This is a genomic window from uncultured Croceicoccus sp. (genome assembly GCF_947496385.1).
Taxonomy (GTDB): Bacteria; Pseudomonadota; Alphaproteobacteria; order Sphingomonadales; family Sphingomonadaceae; genus Croceicoccus.
Genome location: NZ_CANMCP010000007.1, coordinates 42316 through 61313, shown reverse-complemented (window position 1 = coordinate 61313; position 18998 = coordinate 42316). Strand labels below are relative to the sequence as shown.

Genomic DNA, 18998 nt, shown 5'->3' with positions numbered 1-18998 from the left:
GTGCCAGCGTCGATTCCAATGCATCTGCGTCGTGCAAACCTATGGGGCCGCCATGCTCAGCCAGTTGCCGAACATAGATGGCAAGCGTCAACTCGGCTCGATCCAGACCGGTTCGGATGATTTTGCCATGTTACTTCTCTAGCGCGCGCAGGATGCATCTGTCTTCACGCATGATCTTTTCTGCCAAAGCCATCCTGGCTGCGAATGAAGGATCTGCGGCGGTAAGGCGAATGCCTTCCGGCGTCTCCGTAACATAAAGAGTATCGCCCACGCCTGCACGCAGCTTCGCAAGGAGTTCCTTGGGAAGGACAATGCCGGCAGAGTGCCGATCCTGGTGATCTTGAGGCTAGCTTTCATACGCACGTCATAACATGCGGCGTAGCAGCCTCAAGCGCGGGATCATGCCGGTGGCCCGTTCTGATAAAGGGAGAAATGCCATGGGGCATTAGACTGAAGAACCCTGGCTTTCCAGACTCCTTCGTTCCGAATTTTAGCGACAGGACATCAAGCGTAGTGGCCCCGGCGTGATGCATCAACGCCGCAAGTATGCGCTCAATCAGTAATTTGAGAGGACGGGCTGCACGCCTGCAACTTTTGCACGGGCATCGGCGCGCTTTAGCGCGGACCGCTTTTCGGCAGTACGCCGTGCACCGCTATTACGGCAGGACTCAACCGCCGGCACCGCGACAGTGGGTGCCAGCTTTGCCTTGCGCGCCTTCACGCCTGCAAGGTAGCCGTTGAGTTCAAGCGTCTTCATCACCCCTCAGATAGCCCCAAATGCGCCGGATTACCAGATTCTTCGACTATACGGCGATAGAGGTAAGCAAGGTCTAAACCCTCGGCGAGAGCATAGAGTGCCCGTGCCTGCTCCAGCATGGACATGTCACTGCCGGCCACTTCGTGCTGACCAAGCCGGTCTGCAATCATGTCTTCGATAGCCGGCAGGACAATTGCCGCATCGTCGCGAACCGTGAGCTTGAGACACCGCGCCTTGTCCGCGCGTCCATCGAAATAGCCACCGGACACCTGCTCGACAGCAAATTGAGGGTGACCTGGATGATACCACCCGCCCTGCCCGTGCAGGGCCTTTTCGTCATCCACAAAGCCTGCTGCAGCCATAGCTAAGTCAAAGGCAGTGTCATCGCCTGCGACCACGTCGAAATCCGCCGACATGAAGGCTCCGTCCGTATGGATCGCAGCGGCCGCCCCTCCAACCAATACCGCCTCTCTACCGGTTGCCTTTTCGTAAGCAGAAAAAGCGTCGGCAAGGGGACCAAGGGCGGCAAGATATTCGGGCGGTAGCGACATGATGGGATGCTGTTTACGCTCCGAACACCCATTGTCCCAGACATTTGGCAGTGCTGCTGGAAGGCAGATGCCTGCACACCCCATCAACCGCTGCCCTCGAGACCTACGAGCGGGCAATCGGCTTTAAAAAACGTCTGATATCATGTGCAGTTATCGTCAAATGGTTAGCGAGCACATCCGAATCCGAAACTGTGATACATTTTCCGGATATTACCTTAATGCCCCTGCGACCTTTCTGGCCTCTCCATGCCTTTACGGCGAAACCTCTTGCGTTCCCGTTACGTTCAATCTAGGAATGACTTCCTATCTCCTAGAATGATTCCCTTGTAGGATCCCCAACGGACGCACGCTCATGGACCAAGCCCGCGAAAACCTCGAACGCCTGATCCAGGAGCGGGGCGTCAACTATTCCTCGGTGTCGCGCCTCTTGGGCCGCAACGCGGCCTATATCCAGCAGTACATCAAGCGGAACAGCCCGCGCCATCTCGATGAGAAGGACAGGTTGGTGCTCGCTCGCTTCTTCGGGGTCGATGAGAAAGTGCTGGGCGCCCCTGCCCGCCGGTCCGGTCCCGTGGTCGAACTGGTGCAAGTTCCGATACTCGACGTCGATGCGTCGGCGGGCCACGGCGCCTTGGCCGAGATGGAAGCCAAGTCCTCGCAGTTCGGGTTCGAGGAGAAGTGGCTCAGGCGCCTCACCGCCAGCAAGGCCTCGAGCCTCTCGATCATCCATGTCCTTGGCGATTCGATGGAACCGACGCTGCACGACGGCGACGAAGTGCTGGTCGACCTCGGCGACGGGCAATCACGCCTGCGTGATGGGATCTACGTACTGCGCATGGACGATGCGCTGTCGGTCAAACGCATCGCGATCGAACCCAGCGGGCGCAGGATCTCGGTGACGAGCGACAATCCCACTTATCCGAGCTGGAACGGCCTCGACCGGCGCAATGTGAACATCGTGGGCCGCGTGCTTTGGTTCGGAAGGCAGCTGTAGTAGGCGCGGACCCATGCTTCTTGCCCTTGCCGCCTCGATCGTTGCCGCCGGACAGACCTTCACCTGCACCCCGACCCGGGTCTGGGATGGCGATGGCCCGGTCTGGTGCGCGGAAGGTCCGCGCCTGCGTATTTCCGGGATAGCCGCGCGCGAGATGGACGGCACGTGCCGCACGAACCAGCCCTGCCCCGATGCAAGCGCGATTGCAGCGCGCGATGCGCTGGTCGATATTCTCGGTGGCCCGCGCGGCACGACGCCGACCGGCCATGTCATTGTGGCAAGCGGCCCCATGCGCTGCGTGTCAACGGGATCGGCCGGCGGCAGCCGCACAGGTGCTTGGGTAGCACGCTGCCCTCGGGCGCGGATCTCAGCTGCGCGATGGTGGCAACCGGCACGGTGCTCAAATGGGATCGCTACTGGGGCAACCACCGCTGTCGTTGAGGGCCGAAAAAGATAGATCAAGCCCATGAGCACGATCAGCGACCGCGAACTGTGGGCCTGCGCCGCCCATGTCCTCAAGACCCAAGGGGCTAATGCGCCGCGCCATGTCGCCGAACGGATCGGCGCGTTGGCGCTTGCAGGCGACAGCGACGGAGTCGCGACCTGGAAGGCCATCGCAAGACGCATGGCAACCCTCACCGAGACCGAAGCACCTGCAACCCGGCAGTAGGATCGCATGACGCACATCAGATCCCGATCTCGAACGGTTTGACCTTCGCAAGTTCGAGTTGGGGCAACTTCTTCTCCTCGACTGCCTCCCTGGTCTTATTGGTCTCATTGGCCTGCCCGGTCCCCCGCGCGGCCGCGGCGCCGAGCATTTTCGTGGTCTCGAGCGCCGAACGCTTCATGCCGCTGTTGCGCTCGACCGCGGCCTCGAGCTTGCGGGCATTATCGACGTAGAGATTGAGGCCATCGCGCAGCCGGGTGACGGTGACGAGAAAGGTCTGCTGGTTCGACAGGTTCTTCTCGCGGCTGTCCATGACCGCAATGCCGCGATCCGAGGTCAGTCCCTGCGCCATGTGGGCATTCAAGGCATAGGCAAGATCGAGCCGCTCCAGCATCGGGTCGTCATGGGCCAGTTTGTGCTCGATCCCGCTCGAGGTCATTACCGTCACGGCCTTCTCGCCGATCGCGACGATCCTGGCCTGGTCGGCATTCAAGAGCCCGCGCCGGTGATCGGTCTTGGTCCAGCGGATACGATCTCCGACATGGATGGTGACGGGCTTGATCTCGTAGAGCCGCAGAGGATCGCGCTCGGCCTGCGGCCGCAATTTGTCGGGGCGGAACGCGAACGTCCTGCCGCGCACATTTTCCAGCGTGACCTGTTCCTGGTGCGGATCGCTCGCCACGACACTGTAGCGCCCCGGAGCGAGGTGTTGCGCGCGCTGGCGGCGGTCGACCTCGACAATCATGCCCGGGGCATAGCTCTTGGAATGACGCAGTTCCTCGCGGGTCAGATTGACCCGCGACAATGTCTTGAGCGGCAGGGCGCGTTCTCCCAGTTCGCCATTGGCCTTGAGCCCTGTCTGCACTGCTTCGTTGACCGCACCGCGTAGAGCCCGGCCCGAAGCATAGATTGCGGTGCGCTCGCGTTCGCCAGGCGTCAGTTCGAGCCAGGCCGCTGCCGCGGATAGCGCCGCACCTTCAGAAACTTCGACCACGTTATCACCCAGATGCCGCAACGCTTCCTCGATATGGCCTGCCTGCGCGGCGTGCTGCGCATCGCGCAAGACGGCACTGCGCGCGCGGATATTGATGCGCATGCCCGAAGTCTCGATGCCAGCCTGCTGCATGACATCGAAGGGTTTTCCGGCATCGACCGCGCCCAGTTGCTTGCGATCGCCGATCGCGGCGAAGCGTCCGAGCTCGAGCAGATTGGCGAGCCGGACCAGCTTCTCCTTGTCGGCGTTGCCGACCATTGAGGCTTCGTCGAGAAGGACCGTGCTGCCCTTCCACTCGCTGCGCGCTTCGGCCAATGCCTGCGGGTCGCCGCCATCGAGCAAAGGGGCATAGCGCCCCAGAAAACGCGCGACGCTCATCGATGCAATCCCGGTCTCGCGCTCGAGCATCTGGACAAGCGTGTTCTGCACGGCAAGCCCCGTTACCTTTCGGCCTTCGGAGCGCAGCACTTCCGCAACGGGTTTGAGCACGGTGCTCTTCCCCGCCCCCGCCACGCCCTGGATGGCCAGGATGCGATTGGATGAGGAAAGCAGCATCCGGCCCGCCCCTTCCTGCCCCGGATTGAGGGTCAGGCCGTGGCGCTCCTGTGCCAGAGCCTGCAACCGTTCGCCGGCGCTTTCGGGAGTCATCAGCGCCGCGCCCCGTCCCCGCCCCGCCTCGACTTCAGAAAGGATGCGCTGTTCGGCTGCAATGGCATCGCGGGTCGTCACCATCCCCTTGTCGGCGCCCTTGCCGCGCACGAGATGGCCCTGACGCAGCAACTGGTCGACGCGCTTCTCGATGGCAGGAATGCTCGCCGGAAGCCCGAACGACAGCGCGGCCTTGTAGACCGCGAGACGATCGAATGCCGCCTCTCGCTCCGACAGATGGCGTACCGCCGAGGCGACGGCATGGATCGCGGCGACATCCTCGACCGATCGATTGCCGAACCGGGTTGGGATCAGCGGATCGCCCTGTTTCAGCCCCAAGCGCTCGGCAAGATCGGCGGCAAAAGCGCGCATCGCATCGCCGAGATTACGAACAGTGCTGCGCGCGCCGCGCTCCTCGCCAAGCTCCGTCGCGGCCCGGGCGTTGGCACGCGCGATGACATCGCCGGGGTGAAGCCGAGTTCCTCGGCCTTTGCCTTCCAGCCATCAAGCAGGGCCCCGCGATCGGCGACCGGCGCCTTGTCCGCCCGGGTCATCAGCGTCGCGGCATCGTGCGCGGCGGGGCTCCGGCTCGCCAATTCGGCGACCTTCTCGAGCACTTCAGCACGGCGTGTGGAGAAGGCCTCACGCACGGCCTTGGGCACGCCCACGCCCTCGAAATTCCCGTGCTTGCCCAATTCGCCGATCTCGTAGCCGAGCTTTTCGACCTCGATCCGGAAGCGCGCCATCGCCATGGCATTCAAGAGCGTATGATGCTCCCAGAGCTTGTCGTTGCGAAGCGCGCGCCACTTGCCGTCGGGGCCCTGGGTGACATTAGCGATGACCGCATGGACATGCGCCTGGGGTTCCTGGTTGCGGTTGGTGTCGTGCCGGAACAGCGCGGCGACAAGATTACCGGTCTGGACGATTTTCTCCTTGGCCTTATGCTGGAGGCGGGTCTCGGCAAGGTTCTTCTCGGCCCAGGCCAGGCTCTCCTTCACCGCACCGGCATAGGCATCGAGAATGCGGCTGTCGCCGCCGACCAAGGCGAGGATCGACCAGCTCTTGGGGAGCGAAAAGGTCAGGTCGGTGCCCGCGCGGTGATAGCGGTTATCGCTGCCGACGCGGGATCCGTCGGGGAGATTCCCTTTCAAAACTTCCTCGAAGGTCCTGGCATCGACGGTGCCCTTGAGGCCCAGCGCTGCCGCGCCTTCGCCGAACCATTCGCCCGTGCGGTCGGCATCGGCGCGGGTGTAGTAATTGTCCTTGGCGAAGTAGCCGGCAGCACCCGAGGCGGTCCGGACATTGGCAAGCGAGAGCATGGGTCATCACCCTTTCCGGGTCCCCTCCGGCGTCATCAAATGTCGAAATCGAAATCGTCGAGCGGCGGCGCATCGCTGGCTTTCCCGCCCGGGTCGCCGAGCCCTTCCTCGAGGACGATGCGCCGCGCATCGCGCTGCATGCGCCCATCCGGTCGTGCATCGTTGGCGCGCTCACCCTTGAGTCCATCGGCTCTGGTGGCGCGGTCGGGCCGGGATGCATCAGGCACCTCGCGCTCGCCTTCCCGTGCCCCGTCGGCTCGCGTCGCCCTGTTTGCCAGCTTCGGTTCGGGGCCTGGCTGGCGTCCATCGGAAAGTCCCGCGTCCGGCGTGCCCGATGCCGTGCGATCGACGGCATCCTTCCCCACCCGCACGCCCGCACGGTTGCCAGCATCGAAGGGATCGACTTGTTGCACGGTGCGATTTTCGCGTGTGCCTACCTCACCCTTGCGGCTATCCTCGTAGCTGTCACCGAATTGCAGTTCGCCTTGCTTCGATGCGCTCTCTCTCGGTACGCTCGGCTTGCCGACCCCGTCGTCGTTCGACGAGGGATGTTCACCTGTATTGGCCACGCCGGGAGCAACGGGTTTGCCGCTCGTACCGGTCGTCTTCCGAGCTGTCGCCGATGCCCGATTTTCGACGCGAGGAACAAAACCTTCGGCGCATCGCACGCGCTTTGTTGGGACCAGCGTGACCGGCGCTGCGGGAAACCCGTCGGGGAATTTAATAAAGCCGGTGAGACTCGGCATGTCCTTCAACTGGTCGGGCAGGACCAGCGCCTCGATGTGCTTTCTCGGCGTCAGGCTGACCGCATCGCGCGCATTGTTGTAGGCATAGGTATGCGCCTCGTCCTTGTCGGTGACTTCGGCATGACCGATGGCTTCGGAGCACCAGGTCGCGGTCTTGTAATCACCGGTGCCGAGGATCAGCTTGGTCTTGGCGAGCGACGACAAGGTCTCGGCCATATGCTCACCGTAGACCTCCTGCAGCTTGGCATAGGCATGGATTCCGGTGACGATCGCGCCGCCATAGTTGCGCGCGGTTTGTAGGCCGGTTTCGAGTGCGGGAAGACGGTGGAGCGCCCCCAGTTCGTCGATGAAGAACCACATCTTGAGATCGTTTGACCGCGCCGTCGTCATCAGCGTGTTCATGGCAAGATCGAGCCAGAGTGTGAGCAGTTGGGTGCAGACGCTGAGGTCGACATAACGCGCCGAGAGGAACACGAAGCCGCCCTCGCCATCGTCCTCTTCGACCCATTCGCGGATCGAGAAGTGCGCGCCTTCGCGCGGCAGAAGCTTCAGCGCGCGGGCATTGACGTTGAACACGGCGCGCACCGATTCCGCCATGCGCGCGGCCTCGGGCGCGGTAATCGGATCGGCGATCGTCCCGCGCAGCATGGCGTGGACCTTGGCGAGGTCTGCGCTCATCAACCGCCGCGCCAAGGCCTCGTTGCTGGCATCGCCCGCTTCCACCAGTTTGAGGCAGAACTCGACGAACAGCGCGCGCGCCGCAATGACCCAGAACTGGGCTTCACCGCCGCCGTCATGCGGCACGAGCGCTTCCGACGCGGCCCAGAATTCTCCTTCGGAGCGGCATTCGTCGAAGATGTTCCAGCGCGGACAGCGGGCATCCAATGGGTTCAGGATGACGTCGCGGTCGGGGTCGTAGAAATGCTCGATGAAGGCACCGGTCAGATCGAAGATGACCGCGCGTTGTCGGCGCTCGCGCGCCTCTTCCACCATCTCGGACAGCGCCACGGTCTTGCCCATGCCGGTGGTACCGATAAGCATCGCATGGCTCTGTTCGAGCCGCCAGGGATAGGAAAGCTTCGCGATATGCGATGGGCGGTAGGGCAGCACCTCCTGCAGCTCGGACGGCAGGCACAGATGGCGGCGCCAGCCCAACGTCTCGATCAGCTCGCAGCGGCGTTCGGCGCGGTTGTGGTCACGGATGTCACGGGTCAATTCCGCCAGTGGAACCAGCGATGCACCGCGCTCGTGGCGGCGTTCCTTCGAGTGGCTGCCGAAGCGCTCGGCGATCCAGTAGAACAGCGCGAAGACAGGCACGAGCGCGAACATGGTCCAGGCAAATGCGGTCCCGACAAGGTCCAGCATCGTGTCCCACGCGCGCACCACCGGCGGGTAGGTTTCGACGCGCGAGATTGGGAGCTGGAAGGTGCCGCCGAACACCGTTTCCATGCTCACGGTCTTGGCGGGATCGAACTCCATGAACATGTAGCCCATGGCATAGATCCGCATCCAGACGAGGTAGATATGGTGGTCGTCGAGGCCATGCGCGACCAGCCACGAGGCCAACGCGCCAAACGCGACGGCGGCGATAATAATCGGCCATTTTAGCCCTGCGGCAAACATGAATCCGAAGTGCCCCAAGAGCTGGCTGCCGCGGGTGAAGTTCCCAAGATTACGCTTCATCGCGGCCTCCCTCGGCTGCGGGGGAAGGCAGGCCGATCGCCGCGCACTGGCGCCGATAGACCTTGTAGATCCGATCGCGCAGCGCGGGGTCGGCATGGCCGGCCAGCAGGCCATCGACGCCGACTCGGACAAAGACCATCATGCGCAGGATACGGGTGATCGATGTGTCGTGCTGGAAGGCCAGTTCCTGCTCGTCGCAGGCGCGCGACAGCAGTGCGCGCAGCCAGGCACTGACGGTCATGTCATGGCGCTCGGCGACCTTGCGAACGCGGTCCGCAAGCTCGGGCGAAACATAGACCTGAATGGGTACGGGGCGGGTCATAGATCCGGGTTCCTTCGGTCAGGAAGCCTGGATTCACGCTGCGAAAGGCACCTCCGAACTACAGGAACAATGAGAACATGTCAAGAACATGCGAAACCCGCAGAGTTGCGCGCCTCCGCTTCTCCGCCTCATGAACAATGCAGGACGTTTGACCCGGTCATGAAAAGAAATGGGAAAGCTGCCATTTTGCCAGTTTCGTCATCAAATAGCTGTTTTGAATGAACTTTCCCGCTTCAAACCAGTGCGACCAGTCGCGTGGGGTGTGCTCCCTGTTCCCAGCTTCGAAGGCGTGGTCCAGTGATAGGAGCGTAATCTGGATGGAGGGACTTTCCGCTACCTCCCGTGGGTGCGGCTGCGGCTCTACGATTCCCGGTTTTCGGAACCGTTAGAAATGGCTCCTGGCGATCAATCGGGGTATGGTCCGCTCCGATTGCTGATGCAGGATGGGAGTGCGATGATGACCAGCGTGACACTCAGCGCGTCACCCAGCGGCAATGGCTTCCAGGCGACGGTCAGCTACTCGAGCGGCGTGTCGATATCGTCCGCCGAGACCTAGCCAAGCGAAGCCGAAGCACTGGCGGCGGCTGCATGTAAGATGCTCGCCATGCCCGAACGGTTGCAGCGTTTCGAGGCCGCAAACTCGAAGGCTTGAGAGTTTGCAATGCCGTCGTTCGATCGAGGTGATGCGACACCAGGCATCCGAGCAAAAATTTAGGAGGAAGCCCTGACCGGACTTCCTCCTCGTGTGATGTGTATTCGCCCGATTAGAATTCGTCGCTGAACCGGCCCGGCACTGCGTCCACGACCCGGGCCATCAGCAGGTCGGGCAAGGCACCGTAATCGCCCTCGTCGATGGTGACGTATCCTGCCTCGCTGTCGGTCAGGACATATTGGGTAAAGTAGCTATGCTGGGCCCGGGCATTGGCCTTGTCCATGGCCGCTATGAATGCTGCCTGGTCGGCATCGGCCCTGTACGAATGATGGCTGCAAGTGTGCATGACAATTCCTCCTGAAGTTCGATGCTTCGCATCGTCAGGAGCGCTCGATGGGGGCGACGGACCGGGTCAGGGACCGCGTGAACACGCGGCCGCGAAGCGGCGGTGGGGGCAACGATTTTGTTCGCTGCCGGATACAATCCGGTGGCGGGCAAAATGGTGGGGCCCCGCCGTCCTTGACGCGGGCCCTCAAGCCTCCATCACCATGACAGGGACTGCGAGAGAGACCTCCCAACCTCTCGGCAGATAGGTAACCTCGCCTCTCCGCCAACAAGAACCTTTGCAGAACATTTGCGTTGTGGCAGGATGCACCGCGAGGGGACCTTCAGCCAGAGGATGAAACGAACATGGCAAGGTCCAGAAATGCGCGCGATGCGCTCACCCGCCTGCGTGAACAGCGCGCCGAGCTCGATGCAAGGGAAGCGGAACTACGCGACAAGGCAGCGCAGGAATTGGGCGCGATGCTGCTCGAATGCGGAGCCGAAACGCTCGAGGCCGGCAAGCTCAAGCGGCTCGTCAAGCAGGCTTCGGCGATGGGTCTCGATGCCGCGCTCGAGCGCCTGGGTGCAACGCCTTGATGGTGTGAGACTGAGTTGAATTTCTGCCAAACCTGCCCCGCAATTGTAGCAGGACAAACAAAAGAAAGGCCCCGTTGGCATATGCCAGCGGGGCCTTGTCGTTGGTGCGATGCCGGTCAGTCTTCATCGATCGGCGGGGCATCCTGGTTGTCCGAACGGTTCGGGCGCGACAGGAAATCGACCTTGTCGGCGAGGATCTCGCAGCCGTAGCGCTTGTTACCGTCCTGGTCGTTCCACTGCGTGTAGTGGATGCGGCCTTCGAGGCTGACGAGCTGGCCCTTGCTGCAGTACTTGGCGACGTTCTGGCCGAGGCCGTTGAAGCAGGTGACACGGTGGAACTCGCTGTCCTTGGCGGTGTAGCCGTTCTCGTCCTTGTAGGTCTTGCCTTCCTTGTCGCGGGCCGGACGGTCGGTGACCAGCGAGATCGTGGTGACGGTGGTTCCGCCTTGCGTGGTGCGGGTTTCGGGATCGCGGGCGATGCGGCCGACGAGGATTGCGATATTGGTCATGGGTAGATTTCCTTCTGCTCTCAAACCGGAAACCATTTCCGGCTTGCGAACTCCGGTCAGAAACAGGGCATGGGAGACCTGCACCGCAGGGTCGAAGACCCAAGGGGAACCCGCAGACGCCGGGTGGTGCGGGCAGGCAGCGCCCCGGCGATTGCACCGCAATCGCACGGAGGAGACGCTGCCAACACGGCCGGCAGGGCTGCGGGTTGCAGGGATCAGCTGACCTGGTTCAGGAATGTTCGCGACAAAGCCGGATTGGCGTCCGGTGTCGGCAGGAGGGCGGCCGCGATTAGGGACAAGCCCGGGACCGGGATGGAACGCCAGATGGACCAGCAGCCGGGCCGCCCATTCGCGCCGACCATGGTCCTCGATCGGGTCAATCTGCGATAATCAGTCAGGGCATGATCGGCAGTGAACGGCCCGCATCATCTCGTGAAAGGTCCGCCAATCGCACAACGGCTTACCGGGGTCGATGGTCACGCCGTCGTCCTTCCCGGCAGCACCTCGTGCTGGACGCCGGGTCAGCCCTGGCGGCGGAAAATGCGCTCGAACAGCGACGGGGTTTCGAGCGGCTGCAGCCGCCCGTATCGCGCGCGGCGCATCGACGGGTCGAGGTTCTGGACCGGGTGCGACCACCGGTCCGGCTTGTCCTTCTGCGTGGAATAGTTCGACATGGTCTTGCCCCCCTGATGTCTCGATCCGGGCTAACGATGCCGTGGCATCGTCACAACCTCTCACGACGGGGATGTGCAAAGATTCGGCGACTATATCCTTTGCAAACGGAAACGCGGCGGATGTCTTGATTTGATTGGCTCGACTCGATCGGCCCCGAGTGGGATCGATCGAACAGGAGACATAACTGGCGAGTATGACCCCGCTTCACCGGACATCAAGCCCCAATTCGCTCAAGAGCTGTCCGGCCTGCTCGCGTGAGATGGTTGCGCCCCGGAACAGGCTGGCGTCCACAAGTCGCAAGCCTCCTAGGTCAGCACCTCGCAAATCTGCGCCCTCGAAGCGCGAACCCGTCATAATCGCATCCCGCAGGCTGCACCCCTCGAAAATCGTAGCGCGGAAATCGCACTTGCGCAGATCGGCTTGCCCGAAGTCAATCTTCTTCAAGGTTTGCTTTCGGAATGAATATCCCGACAGTTTGGCGTGGACCAACAGGGTTTCCTCAAAGCGAACGTCGAGGGCTTTGGCTTCCGACAGGTCCCCGCCCGTCAGTTTACACCGCTCGAATGTCGCAGAGGCGAGCGTCGATCCTCGCAAAACGCAATTGTTGAAGTCGCTGGCGACAAAGGTGGCCTCGCTCAGTTCGGCCCCGGTGAATTGGGTCAGAGCGGCGCGGCAGGATCGCCAGACCGTCCCTTCCAGCTTCGACCCGGTGAAATCAGCGCGGCGCAGATTGCATCGCTCGAACGTCCAGCGGGATAGGTCCAACCCCGCAAGGTCAGCTTCCTCCAAATCGCAGTCGATCAGATGGGACGGCCACGATGATACGAGCAGGCTCTCGACATCGGCTCGCGCCAGCGCCTGCTCGCGAACGGAGCGATCGGAAAACAGATGATTCATCGAGGACAGGTAGCTTGGTCTGGCATCAGTATCCACTGCCTTTGCACATCAGCACAATGGGTGCTTGCTGGAAAACGGCGACTGCGGAATTGGCATTTATGTTTGCCAAGAGGTTTTTCTGGGCGCGTTTGCAATCGATATAATGACCAAAGATTTACCCGAGTTCGCCGTCTTCGTGAAGCAGCTTCCCGTCGGGACTCCAGACTTGCACGGCAATGTAGCCCTCGACGTTCCTTGCCTCGCGTGCGACCGCGATCGCCTCGGCCAGATCGCCGAGGCAGACGCATTCGATCAGTTCCTGGTTGTGACGATGCATGGTGATCCGAAGCGGCATGTCGGGTTTCCTCTCCTTGCCGGATAGCTAGTGCCGATCGCGGCAAAGAAAAGGCCCCGCCGAAGGCGAGGCCAAGTGAGGGAGAGGAAATTAGTCAAAGTGATAACAGGCAAAGCCTGCCACATGATTAACATGTTGATAATGCCGTCTGGCGCTTATCGTGCATCTGGTTCGAGAGGCCGGCCCTGCTTAGCTTTTCGGGCGTCAAGGGCGAGAGAATATCCTGCTCAGCGCGGTCGAACGGAATGGCGGCTCGCTACGCGCCGATGCAGGGCCTGGTAGATGGCATCGAGGTCATCGATATCGACATCGAGCACTTCGTTCCAGTCGGCAAGGACCGCCTCGAGGTCGTCATGGGTATAGGCGAAACCGGATGCCGTCGGGGGCGCAGCCGGGACAACGGCATGGTGCGGCCAGGGGTGGCCCGTCAGGTTGTTGTAGAGCCAACCCGCTGCCGAAAGGGCGAGGACATTCATGGCAATCGGCCACAGGTATGCCCAGCCCCAGGCTTCCGGCCCGACTGCTCCCAGCGCGCATAGAAGCGCGCAGGCGCCGCCCGGAGGATGGAGGCATCGGGTCACCGACATGGCCGCGATCGCGATGCCGACTGCGAGGCCTGCCGCCAGCATCGGCTCCCCGATGGCATGACCCAATGCCAGTCCGATCGCAGCTGACAGGAGGTTTCCGCCGATGACCGAACGAGGCTGGGCCAGTGGACTGGCGGGCACGGCAAAGACCAGGACTGCGGAGGCGCCGAGCGGCGCGACCAAAACAGGGAGGGCGGCGCTGTTGGCCCCCAGCAGCACAATGGCGACAAGGCCCGAGGCGAGGATGGCCAGTCCACCACCGATTGCGCCGCGCAGCCAACCGAGGTGACCAATCGCGCCCTGCGGCAGGAGACTGGCCGATCGCGAGATCAGGAATTTGAGCACGAAGCACCTTCAGGTCGGAAATGCCTGTCGTGGCAGGCGAACAGGATTGGGGTGTGATTGCGCTATCGGGCGGGCGGCGGAGGCTCTTTGTAGAAATCAACCTGCATTTTCATCGCACCCAGAGGCGTTACGAAATGCGGCTGCCCGGGAAGGACGACACCGGGATTTGCCGGCTCGAGCACCGTTTCACGATGGGGATCCAGGATCGTGAGCTTCAGACGTCCTTCCAGAACGCGGATCAGCCCCCAGACCCCGGGCTTGGTATCGTGCCGTTCGCGCAAGGCTGCCGGCAACGAGTTTTCGCGAAGATCGGCGTCGAACGATAGGGTTCGGGTCGGCCAACCTGAGCCTCGGCGCTACTCATGATGCCGCAACCCGTTCGGGGATATTCGCACGGCCGGCCGGCTGGTCGGCGTCGATACGAAAGAACATCGCCAGCTGCAGGCTTTGTGCGATGCGCCGTGCCTTGTCCTGAAGCGCCCTGGCGGCAGCAGGTTCCATTATCGCGTCCGTCGTCTCGGCCCAGAGACCGAGCCAGCGTTCGAAAAGTGCGGGGGTGATCTTCGACCGGTGCTTCATGTGCGCGGGCACGGGCTGCCCCTTGTAGCGCCCCGTGGTCAGCATGACCGACGACCAGAAGTCGGTGAGCTTGCCGAGATGCTCGGGCCAGTCCGAAATCGCATCGTTGAAGATTGGACCGAGTTCTTCGTCGGCTCGCACGCGCGCATAGAACGCTTCGACAAGGTGGCCGAGGCCCTCGTCGTCGATCCGTTCGAGTTCCATAGCATCAACTCCAAAACATACATTCACAGCGCATCTATGCGGCGCTGCAAAAACATGCAATAGGAATGCATCTTTTGGAGAACGGGGAATGCGGCTCACCCGCTACACCGATTATGCGATGCGCGTGCTGCTCTACCTGGGCTCGCGGCCCGACCGTTTGTGCTCGATTTCGGAGATCGCGACCGCCTATGGCATTTCGCAAAACCACCTGATGAAAGTGGTGAGCGACCTCGTCGGTGCGGGCTATCTGGAAAGCGTTCGGGGACGGTCGGGCGGGATTCGCCTCGCGATGCCGACCAAACAGATCAACGTTGGCGAACTGATCCGATATACCGAGGACGATTTCGATCTCGTCGAATGCGGGGAATGCGTCATTGCGCCCGCTTGCGGCCTCACCAGCGTGCTCGACGAGGCGCTCGGTGCGTTCCTCGATATCCTCGGCCGCTATTCCCTGGCGGATGTGCTCGCGAAGAAGGGTGACTTCACCCATCTCCTCCATGCCGCTTCGCAAGGTAGCCGACCGTCAGCCTGAGACGGTCGGCCCCACCAGCAAATGCACGCCCAACATCATCACGCTGGCCGAAATCGGACAGGAAACGGCTGCGCTGCAGGGGAGCAACGCAGCCGTCGGACATGGGTCATTGGTGAACCTGCTGTACCGCCTTGGGGCTGGTGCCCAGCGGGCCGCGGCGATCGACAACGGTAATCCGCTGTGCCTTGGCCTCGATGACAAGCCGTTCAAGGACACCATTGCCGGGAAAGGCAACGACGTAGCGCGGATCGAGTGACAGCATGCGCTCGTTGCGCTGGAACCCGGCACGTGCGCCCATGCGCCGGTCGAGCGAGAACGTGACCTGGGCAATGTCGCGGCGTTCGGCCCAGGATGCGGCAAGCCGGTCGCAGCCCTTGGTGTCGCCTCCGTGGACGAGAACCATGTCGGGAACCCGGTCGCGCACCTTGTCGAGGGTCGCCCAGACGTTGCTGGCAAAAGCCTTGGCATCCTCGTCGGTGGCAAACTTGGGACGCCCACCTGCAAAGACCACGGGCGTGCCTTCGGGCATCGCCGCGCGGCGTTTGGAGGCAGCGCGTGCGCGCAGGAATTCGCGGCCTTCGACGAGTGCCGAGGTCAGCATCGCGCCATGATTGAACCGCGAACTCGAGACCGGCTTCCACGAGGAACCGAACTCGTTGAGGTAAAGAGTGGCAGCGATCTCGCGCATTTCCTCCAGCGCCAGCATCGAGGCTTCGGCGCATTGGGCGCGCTCGACCTGGTCTTCCAGATCGCTGCTATGGACTTCCGAACCATCGGCACTGGCGAGGAGCGCGCGAACCTCGTCGCTGGCCCTGTCGAGCGCGCTGGACTTGCGCTGTGCCGAGCGGTGGAAGAGGTTGACGAAGGCCCAGCCGATATCCTCGGCATCGGCCTCGAGCGCGGTGCCCGAAAACATCGCGAAGAGATCGGACCAGATCGCTTCCAAAGTCTGGCTGACCTGCTCGGTGGTCGGGAAATCGGCGTCGCCAACGGGCGCCGGACCGATCGAGAAGCCGGAAAGGTCGAGGCCGGCCAGCTGGTCGTGGAATTGCGGATGCATGGAAAAATCCTCCTGACGGTTGGTGCCGGCAGGACCCGATGGGGAGCGCCGGCGAGAGCCCGTCAGGGCCGGGACAAGGCTGGGGACGCACCGCGCAAGCGGGAAACCCCAAGCGGCAGGCTGGTGCGGGCAGGTCGGCCATGGGGGACATCGCGTGCAGAGCCAGACCAGACAAATGCCGAACACGTTGGGATTGGATGGGACCGATCACAGCCGACCAACACGGGCCTGCCGCTGGCGGGTTGCGGCCTCAGCCGACCGGCCCAGGGCCTCTCTCGCTCCGGCCTCTCCCACGGGAATGACGGACCGGCAGGGGCATCACCCCATATGCTTCAGGTCCGACCGGATCAGAGCCCGAACCCCGCAGCGGTAAATTCGAACCGGTCGCGTGCTGGAAATGCCGCCAGCGCCACGAGCCGGCCGTTCTCGAAGCGGAGGTGCCAGGTCCGTCCCGGCTTCGGACGACGCTCGGCAAAGGCCGCCGGATCGAGCACGACGACATTGCAGCCGCGTTCGGGATCGCGCGCCGACAGCGTGCGGATCAGCACGGTCGCTGCTTCTCGGGCGACAACGGCAAGGTCTTGGCAGGCGGTATAGTCGGCAGGTTCGATCCAGTCGGCTTCATGAGAAGCAAACGGCGGCTCGGTCAGATCGAGCGCGGCCTGGCTGGCAACGAGAACCGAAATGCTCGAATGTTCGCTGGTCGTCGAGGGCGGGACAAAGCCCGGCGAACGCGAGAAGAATTTGAGCCGCCAATAGGCTGTCTCGGCAATCGCTGTCGGCTCGGCCTCGCTTGCATAGAAAATCCCGGGACGTTCATCGGCCCGGCGGAAGCGGCTGGCCTGCCAGTGTCCGTAGCGGAATGGCGAGGCGAGCAGGTAATCGAGACGAACGGCACTCGCCGGCAAGGCCGGCTTCACCTCTTCGGCAAGGTCCTCGAGGAGAGCCTGGGCGAAAGGATCGGATGCGAGCCGACCGGTCGAAATCCGGTGCTGGGCTTCGACCACCCGCCAGACGCGCCCTCGATAGGCCCGGTGTTCAGACGCGAGCGCGCCAGGCGTCCACATAGTCGCATAGCCCCATGAGCCCGCGCATCGTTGTGACCTGGTCGATCGGCTTGCCACCAAGGTCGAGATTGTCGGCCTCGAGCCATCGCCGGGCGGCATCGTCGTCACTGCCCAGCAGGGCATCGAGACTGCGGAACAGGCGCAGCAGGAACTGTCCCGCCTCGAAGGACTTGGAAGCGGGATCGAGCCGCGCCTGCCCATGCCGCAGGCGCGACACGGTGGCCGGCGACAGGCCGAGCACTTGCCCAAGCCTGCCGTTGTTCCACTGCCAGAGATCGGCGATGCGCGCGACGGCAGCGGTCAGCACCGCACCGCGGTCGGCAGCTTCCGGGGCCAGGGTCGCCATCACGTCGCTCCTTTCATATGCACGATATAGTGCATATCCGTTCAATTGGAAAGGGTGCGACTAGGCAACGACGCGGCGCTGGTAGATCGCCTCACCGTTCGAAAAGCGCCCGAGGCATTCCAGTTCGCCGAATAGGCCCGTGAACTTGTCCGCGACCTGGCCGAGCCAGCGCTGCGCGCGAGGCGAACGGGCGGTCGATGCATCGGCATCCCAATAGGCACCATCGTTGCGCTCGACGAGCCAGACCGCGGCAAGCCCGCAATAAGTCGAAATCCCGCAATCGGCGTAAGCGTTGCGCAGAAGGATGCGATCCTCGCGGCCGCGCCAGCCATCATGCTCGCGGAGTGATGGAAAGGCGCGAGCCGCTTCGACGCGGATCCAGTCGACGAGGCATTCGTATTCCCAGTCGAGATCGTCATCGTCGTCGGCACTGATCAGACGAAAGGTGACAATCGCGCCTGTGGGGTAGCTGACGGAACGTCCCATTATCCGCCTCCCTCAGGCCGCGAGCGCGGCATCGCCGCGTTCATCGTCACCACAGTGGTCATGACCATGATCATCATCACTGGCATCACCGGCATCGCCGCCATCGACTTTGCGTCCGCCCAGCTGCAACAGCAGCGAGGAGGCCGCCTCGGCGCGCGCGGCGGCGGTCAGGATCGCGCGATCGTCCTTTTTCAGGAGCTGCAGCCAGTGGTCGATATAGCTGGTGTGGTTGTCGAGATGCGCGACCGGCAGCCCGAGTTCGGCCCCGAGCATCGCGCTCGACAATTCGGCCACCAGTTCCTCGGCGGCATAGCTCTCCGTACCGAACCGGTTCTTAAGATCACGCGCAAGCCGGCTGGCATGACCCGTCCAGTGCGATAGCTCATGGGCAAGCGTCGCATAATAGTGGTCGTAGCCTGTGAAGAGCTCGACCGGCGGCATGGTGACGCGATCGGCCACGGGTTCATAATAGGCTTCGGCGCCCTGATGCCGTAGCTTGGCCGGAATCTTCGCAATGAAAGCGTCGAGTTCGTCGCGCTGTCCGGCAGGCGCCACCGGCTGGACCGGCGGTGCGGGGCGAAAACGCACGGGCAGGTCATCGACCTGGTCGGCGTTGAACACCGGAAAGCTCTTGAGGACCCGGCGCGCCTGGTCTTCCTTCTCGCCGGTGGCGGGATCTGCGACCTCTTTGGTATAGCTCTTGTAGAAGACCGCGATCGTCGCCTTCTCGCCCTTGCGGACCTGTCCGCCCAGCTCCTTGGCCTGGCGATAGGTCATCCAGTAGGGCGAGGCGAAGCCGCACATATCGGCGACCAGCCACAGCCAGAACACGTTGATGCCCTGGTAGGGAATGCCGCAGGCGCGCAAGGGACGCGCCGAAGGTACGCCGCGCCACGGCTTGACCCAGGGACGCGTACCTTCCTCGAGGCGCTTGATGATTTCGGCGGTGATGCGCTGCGCGGGCGAGACGGTCTCGGCACGCGAACGGGTGCGCGACTTGCGGGAATTGCGGGGCATGGCTGTTCTCCTGATCCGGCCGGGACGACAAAGGCATCGCCCGGTCCGCAAGGAGTCAAGGCACCCTCCCCTCTCTTCCAGCGCAGGCACGAGAAGAGGCGGCCCC

The 18998-nt window shown here is 62.9% G+C and carries 23 protein-coding genes and 3 pseudogenes; 6 read left to right on the top strand and 20 right to left on the bottom strand.

Features of this window, described 5'->3' with window-relative positions:
* Positions 1-130: 130 nt before the first annotated feature.
* The 3 genes and pseudogenes from Q0897_RS11875 to Q0897_RS11865 form a co-directional block, all read right to left on the bottom strand.
* Positions 131-357, bottom strand: a pseudogene (locus Q0897_RS11875) (AbrB/MazE/SpoVT family DNA-binding domain-containing protein).
* A gap of 199 nt (positions 358-556) precedes the next feature.
* Positions 557-757 (bottom strand): hypothetical protein, encoded by a 201-nt coding sequence (locus Q0897_RS11870; protein WP_299309663.1) that lies wholly within the window; start codon positions 755-757, stop codon positions 557-559.
* Positions 757-1392: a hypothetical protein gene (locus Q0897_RS11865; protein ID WP_299309662.1), complete on the bottom strand. Its 636-nt coding sequence runs from the start codon at positions 1390-1392 to the stop codon at positions 757-759. Before Q0897_RS11865 ends, Q0897_RS11870 begins: the two co-directional genes overlap by 1 nt.
* A 268-nt stretch (positions 1393-1660) precedes the next feature.
* Here Q0897_RS11865 and Q0897_RS11860 point away from each other — a divergent pair, with 268 nt between their 5' ends.
* The 3 genes and pseudogenes from Q0897_RS11860 (at position 1661) to Q0897_RS11850 (ending at position 2972) form a co-directional block, all read left to right on the top strand.
* Positions 1661-2302, top strand: coding sequence for a S24 family peptidase (locus tag Q0897_RS11860; RefSeq protein ID WP_066768314.1), 642 nt, complete (start codon positions 1661-1663; stop codon positions 2300-2302).
* 13 nt (positions 2303-2315) lie between these two features.
* Positions 2316-2743, top strand: a pseudogene (locus Q0897_RS11855) (hypothetical protein).
* Between the two features lie 25 nt (positions 2744-2768).
* Positions 2769-2972: a hypothetical protein gene (locus tag Q0897_RS11850; RefSeq protein ID WP_299309661.1), complete on the top strand. Its 204-nt coding sequence runs from the start codon at positions 2769-2771 to the stop codon at positions 2970-2972.
* A gap of 16 nt (positions 2973-2988) precedes the next feature.
* Here Q0897_RS11850 and Q0897_RS11845 read toward each other — a convergent pair whose 3' ends face one another.
* From Q0897_RS11845 to Q0897_RS11830, 4 genes are read right to left on the bottom strand one after another with little or no spacing between them, the layout of a single operon-like run.
* Positions 2989-4983: an AAA family ATPase gene (locus Q0897_RS11845; RefSeq protein WP_299309660.1), complete on the bottom strand. Its 1995-nt coding sequence runs from the start codon at positions 4981-4983 to the stop codon at positions 2989-2991.
* Complete coding sequence (gene mobF, locus Q0897_RS11840; protein WP_299309659.1) at positions 4941-5930, bottom strand: MobF family relaxase; 990 nt, start codon at positions 5928-5930, stop codon at positions 4941-4943. The genes Q0897_RS11845 and mobF overlap by 43 nt, the downstream gene beginning before the upstream one ends.
* 35 nt (positions 5931-5965) lie before the next feature.
* The gene (locus tag Q0897_RS11835) at positions 5966-8359 is read right to left on the bottom strand and encodes a type IV secretion system DNA-binding domain-containing protein (protein ID WP_299309658.1); all 2394 of its coding nucleotides are present in this window, start codon (positions 8357-8359) and stop codon (positions 5966-5968) included.
* Positions 8349-8681, bottom strand: coding sequence for a hypothetical protein (locus Q0897_RS11830; protein WP_299309657.1), 333 nt, complete (start codon positions 8679-8681; stop codon positions 8349-8351). Before Q0897_RS11830 ends, Q0897_RS11835 begins: the two co-directional genes overlap by 11 nt.
* A 391-nt stretch (positions 8682-9072) precedes the next feature.
* On the opposite strand from Q0897_RS11830, the gene Q0897_RS11825 reads away from it, so the two are divergent.
* The gene (locus Q0897_RS11825; RefSeq protein ID WP_299309656.1) at positions 9073-9237 is read left to right on the top strand and encodes a hypothetical protein; all 165 of its coding nucleotides are present in this window, start codon (positions 9073-9075) and stop codon (positions 9235-9237) included.
* A gap of 208 nt (positions 9238-9445) precedes the next feature.
* On the opposite strand, the gene Q0897_RS11820 is transcribed toward Q0897_RS11825, so the two are convergent.
* The gene (locus Q0897_RS11820) at positions 9446-9679 is read right to left on the bottom strand and encodes a hypothetical protein (RefSeq protein ID WP_299309655.1); all 234 of its coding nucleotides are present in this window, start codon (positions 9677-9679) and stop codon (positions 9446-9448) included.
* A gap of 344 nt (positions 9680-10023) precedes the next feature.
* Here Q0897_RS11820 and Q0897_RS11815 point away from each other — a divergent pair, with 344 nt between their 5' ends.
* Positions 10024-10254 carry a DUF6437 family protein gene (locus Q0897_RS11815; protein ID WP_299309654.1) on the top strand — a complete coding sequence of 77 codons (231 nt, stop codon included), beginning with the start codon at positions 10024-10026 and terminating at the stop codon, positions 10252-10254.
* A 116-nt stretch (positions 10255-10370) separates the two neighbouring features.
* Here Q0897_RS11815 and Q0897_RS11810 read toward each other — a convergent pair whose 3' ends face one another.
* From Q0897_RS11810 to Q0897_RS11780, 7 genes and pseudogenes are all read right to left on the bottom strand, one after another.
* Positions 10371-10763, bottom strand: coding sequence for a single-stranded DNA-binding protein (locus Q0897_RS11810; protein WP_066768330.1), 393 nt, complete (start codon positions 10761-10763; stop codon positions 10371-10373).
* 521 nt (positions 10764-11284) lie between these two features.
* Entirely contained in the window at positions 11285-11437 is a 153-nt protein-coding gene (locus Q0897_RS11805) for a hypothetical protein (protein ID WP_299309653.1), read from the bottom strand.
* Between the two features lie 205 nt (positions 11438-11642).
* Entirely contained in the window at positions 11643-12335 is a 693-nt protein-coding gene (locus tag Q0897_RS11800) for a pentapeptide repeat-containing protein (RefSeq protein ID WP_299309652.1), read from the bottom strand.
* A 154-nt stretch (positions 12336-12489) separates the two neighbouring features.
* Positions 12490-12669: a hypothetical protein gene (locus tag Q0897_RS11795; RefSeq protein WP_299309651.1), complete on the bottom strand. Its 180-nt coding sequence runs from the start codon at positions 12667-12669 to the stop codon at positions 12490-12492.
* Positions 12670-12896: 227 nt separating this feature from the next.
* Entirely contained in the window at positions 12897-13601 is a 705-nt protein-coding gene (locus Q0897_RS11790) for an HPP family protein (protein WP_299309650.1), read from the bottom strand.
* Between the two features lie 62 nt (positions 13602-13663).
* Positions 13664-13965, bottom strand: a pseudogene (locus tag Q0897_RS11785) (DUF1971 domain-containing protein).
* Positions 13962-14384 (bottom strand): group III truncated hemoglobin, encoded by a 423-nt coding sequence (locus Q0897_RS11780; RefSeq protein WP_299309649.1) that lies wholly within the window; start codon positions 14382-14384, stop codon positions 13962-13964. The pseudogene Q0897_RS11785 and the gene Q0897_RS11780 overlap by 4 nt, the downstream one beginning before the upstream one ends.
* Before the next feature lie 88 nt (positions 14385-14472).
* Between Q0897_RS11780 and Q0897_RS11775 the strand changes: the two genes are divergently transcribed.
* The gene (locus Q0897_RS11775) at positions 14473-14916 is read left to right on the top strand and encodes an Rrf2 family transcriptional regulator (RefSeq protein ID WP_299309648.1); all 444 of its coding nucleotides are present in this window, start codon (positions 14473-14475) and stop codon (positions 14914-14916) included.
* Positions 14917-15022: 106 nt separating this feature from the next.
* On the opposite strand, the gene Q0897_RS11770 is transcribed toward Q0897_RS11775, so the two are convergent.
* The 5 genes from Q0897_RS11770 to Q0897_RS11750 form a co-directional block, all read right to left on the bottom strand.
* Positions 15023-15976 carry a DUF2493 domain-containing protein gene (locus Q0897_RS11770; protein WP_299309647.1) on the bottom strand — a complete coding sequence of 318 codons (954 nt, stop codon included), beginning with the start codon at positions 15974-15976 and terminating at the stop codon, positions 15023-15025.
* A 347-nt stretch (positions 15977-16323) separates the two neighbouring features.
* The gene (locus Q0897_RS11765; protein WP_299309646.1) at positions 16324-16983 is read right to left on the bottom strand and encodes an RES family NAD+ phosphorylase; all 660 of its coding nucleotides are present in this window, start codon (positions 16981-16983) and stop codon (positions 16324-16326) included.
* A gap of 31 nt (positions 16984-17014) precedes the next feature.
* Positions 17015-17389, bottom strand: a complete 375-nt coding sequence (locus tag Q0897_RS11760; RefSeq protein WP_066842083.1) for an MbcA/ParS/Xre antitoxin family protein — start codon at positions 17387-17389, stop codon at positions 17015-17017.
* A 60-nt stretch (positions 17390-17449) separates the two neighbouring features.
* Positions 17450-17875 (bottom strand): hypothetical protein, encoded by a 426-nt coding sequence (locus Q0897_RS11755; RefSeq protein ID WP_299309645.1) that lies wholly within the window; start codon positions 17873-17875, stop codon positions 17450-17452.
* 12 nt (positions 17876-17887) lie between these two features.
* The gene (locus tag Q0897_RS11750) at positions 17888-18892 is read right to left on the bottom strand and encodes a zincin-like metallopeptidase domain-containing protein (RefSeq protein ID WP_299309644.1); all 1005 of its coding nucleotides are present in this window, start codon (positions 18890-18892) and stop codon (positions 17888-17890) included.
* Between the last annotated feature and the right edge of the window lie 106 nt (positions 18893-18998).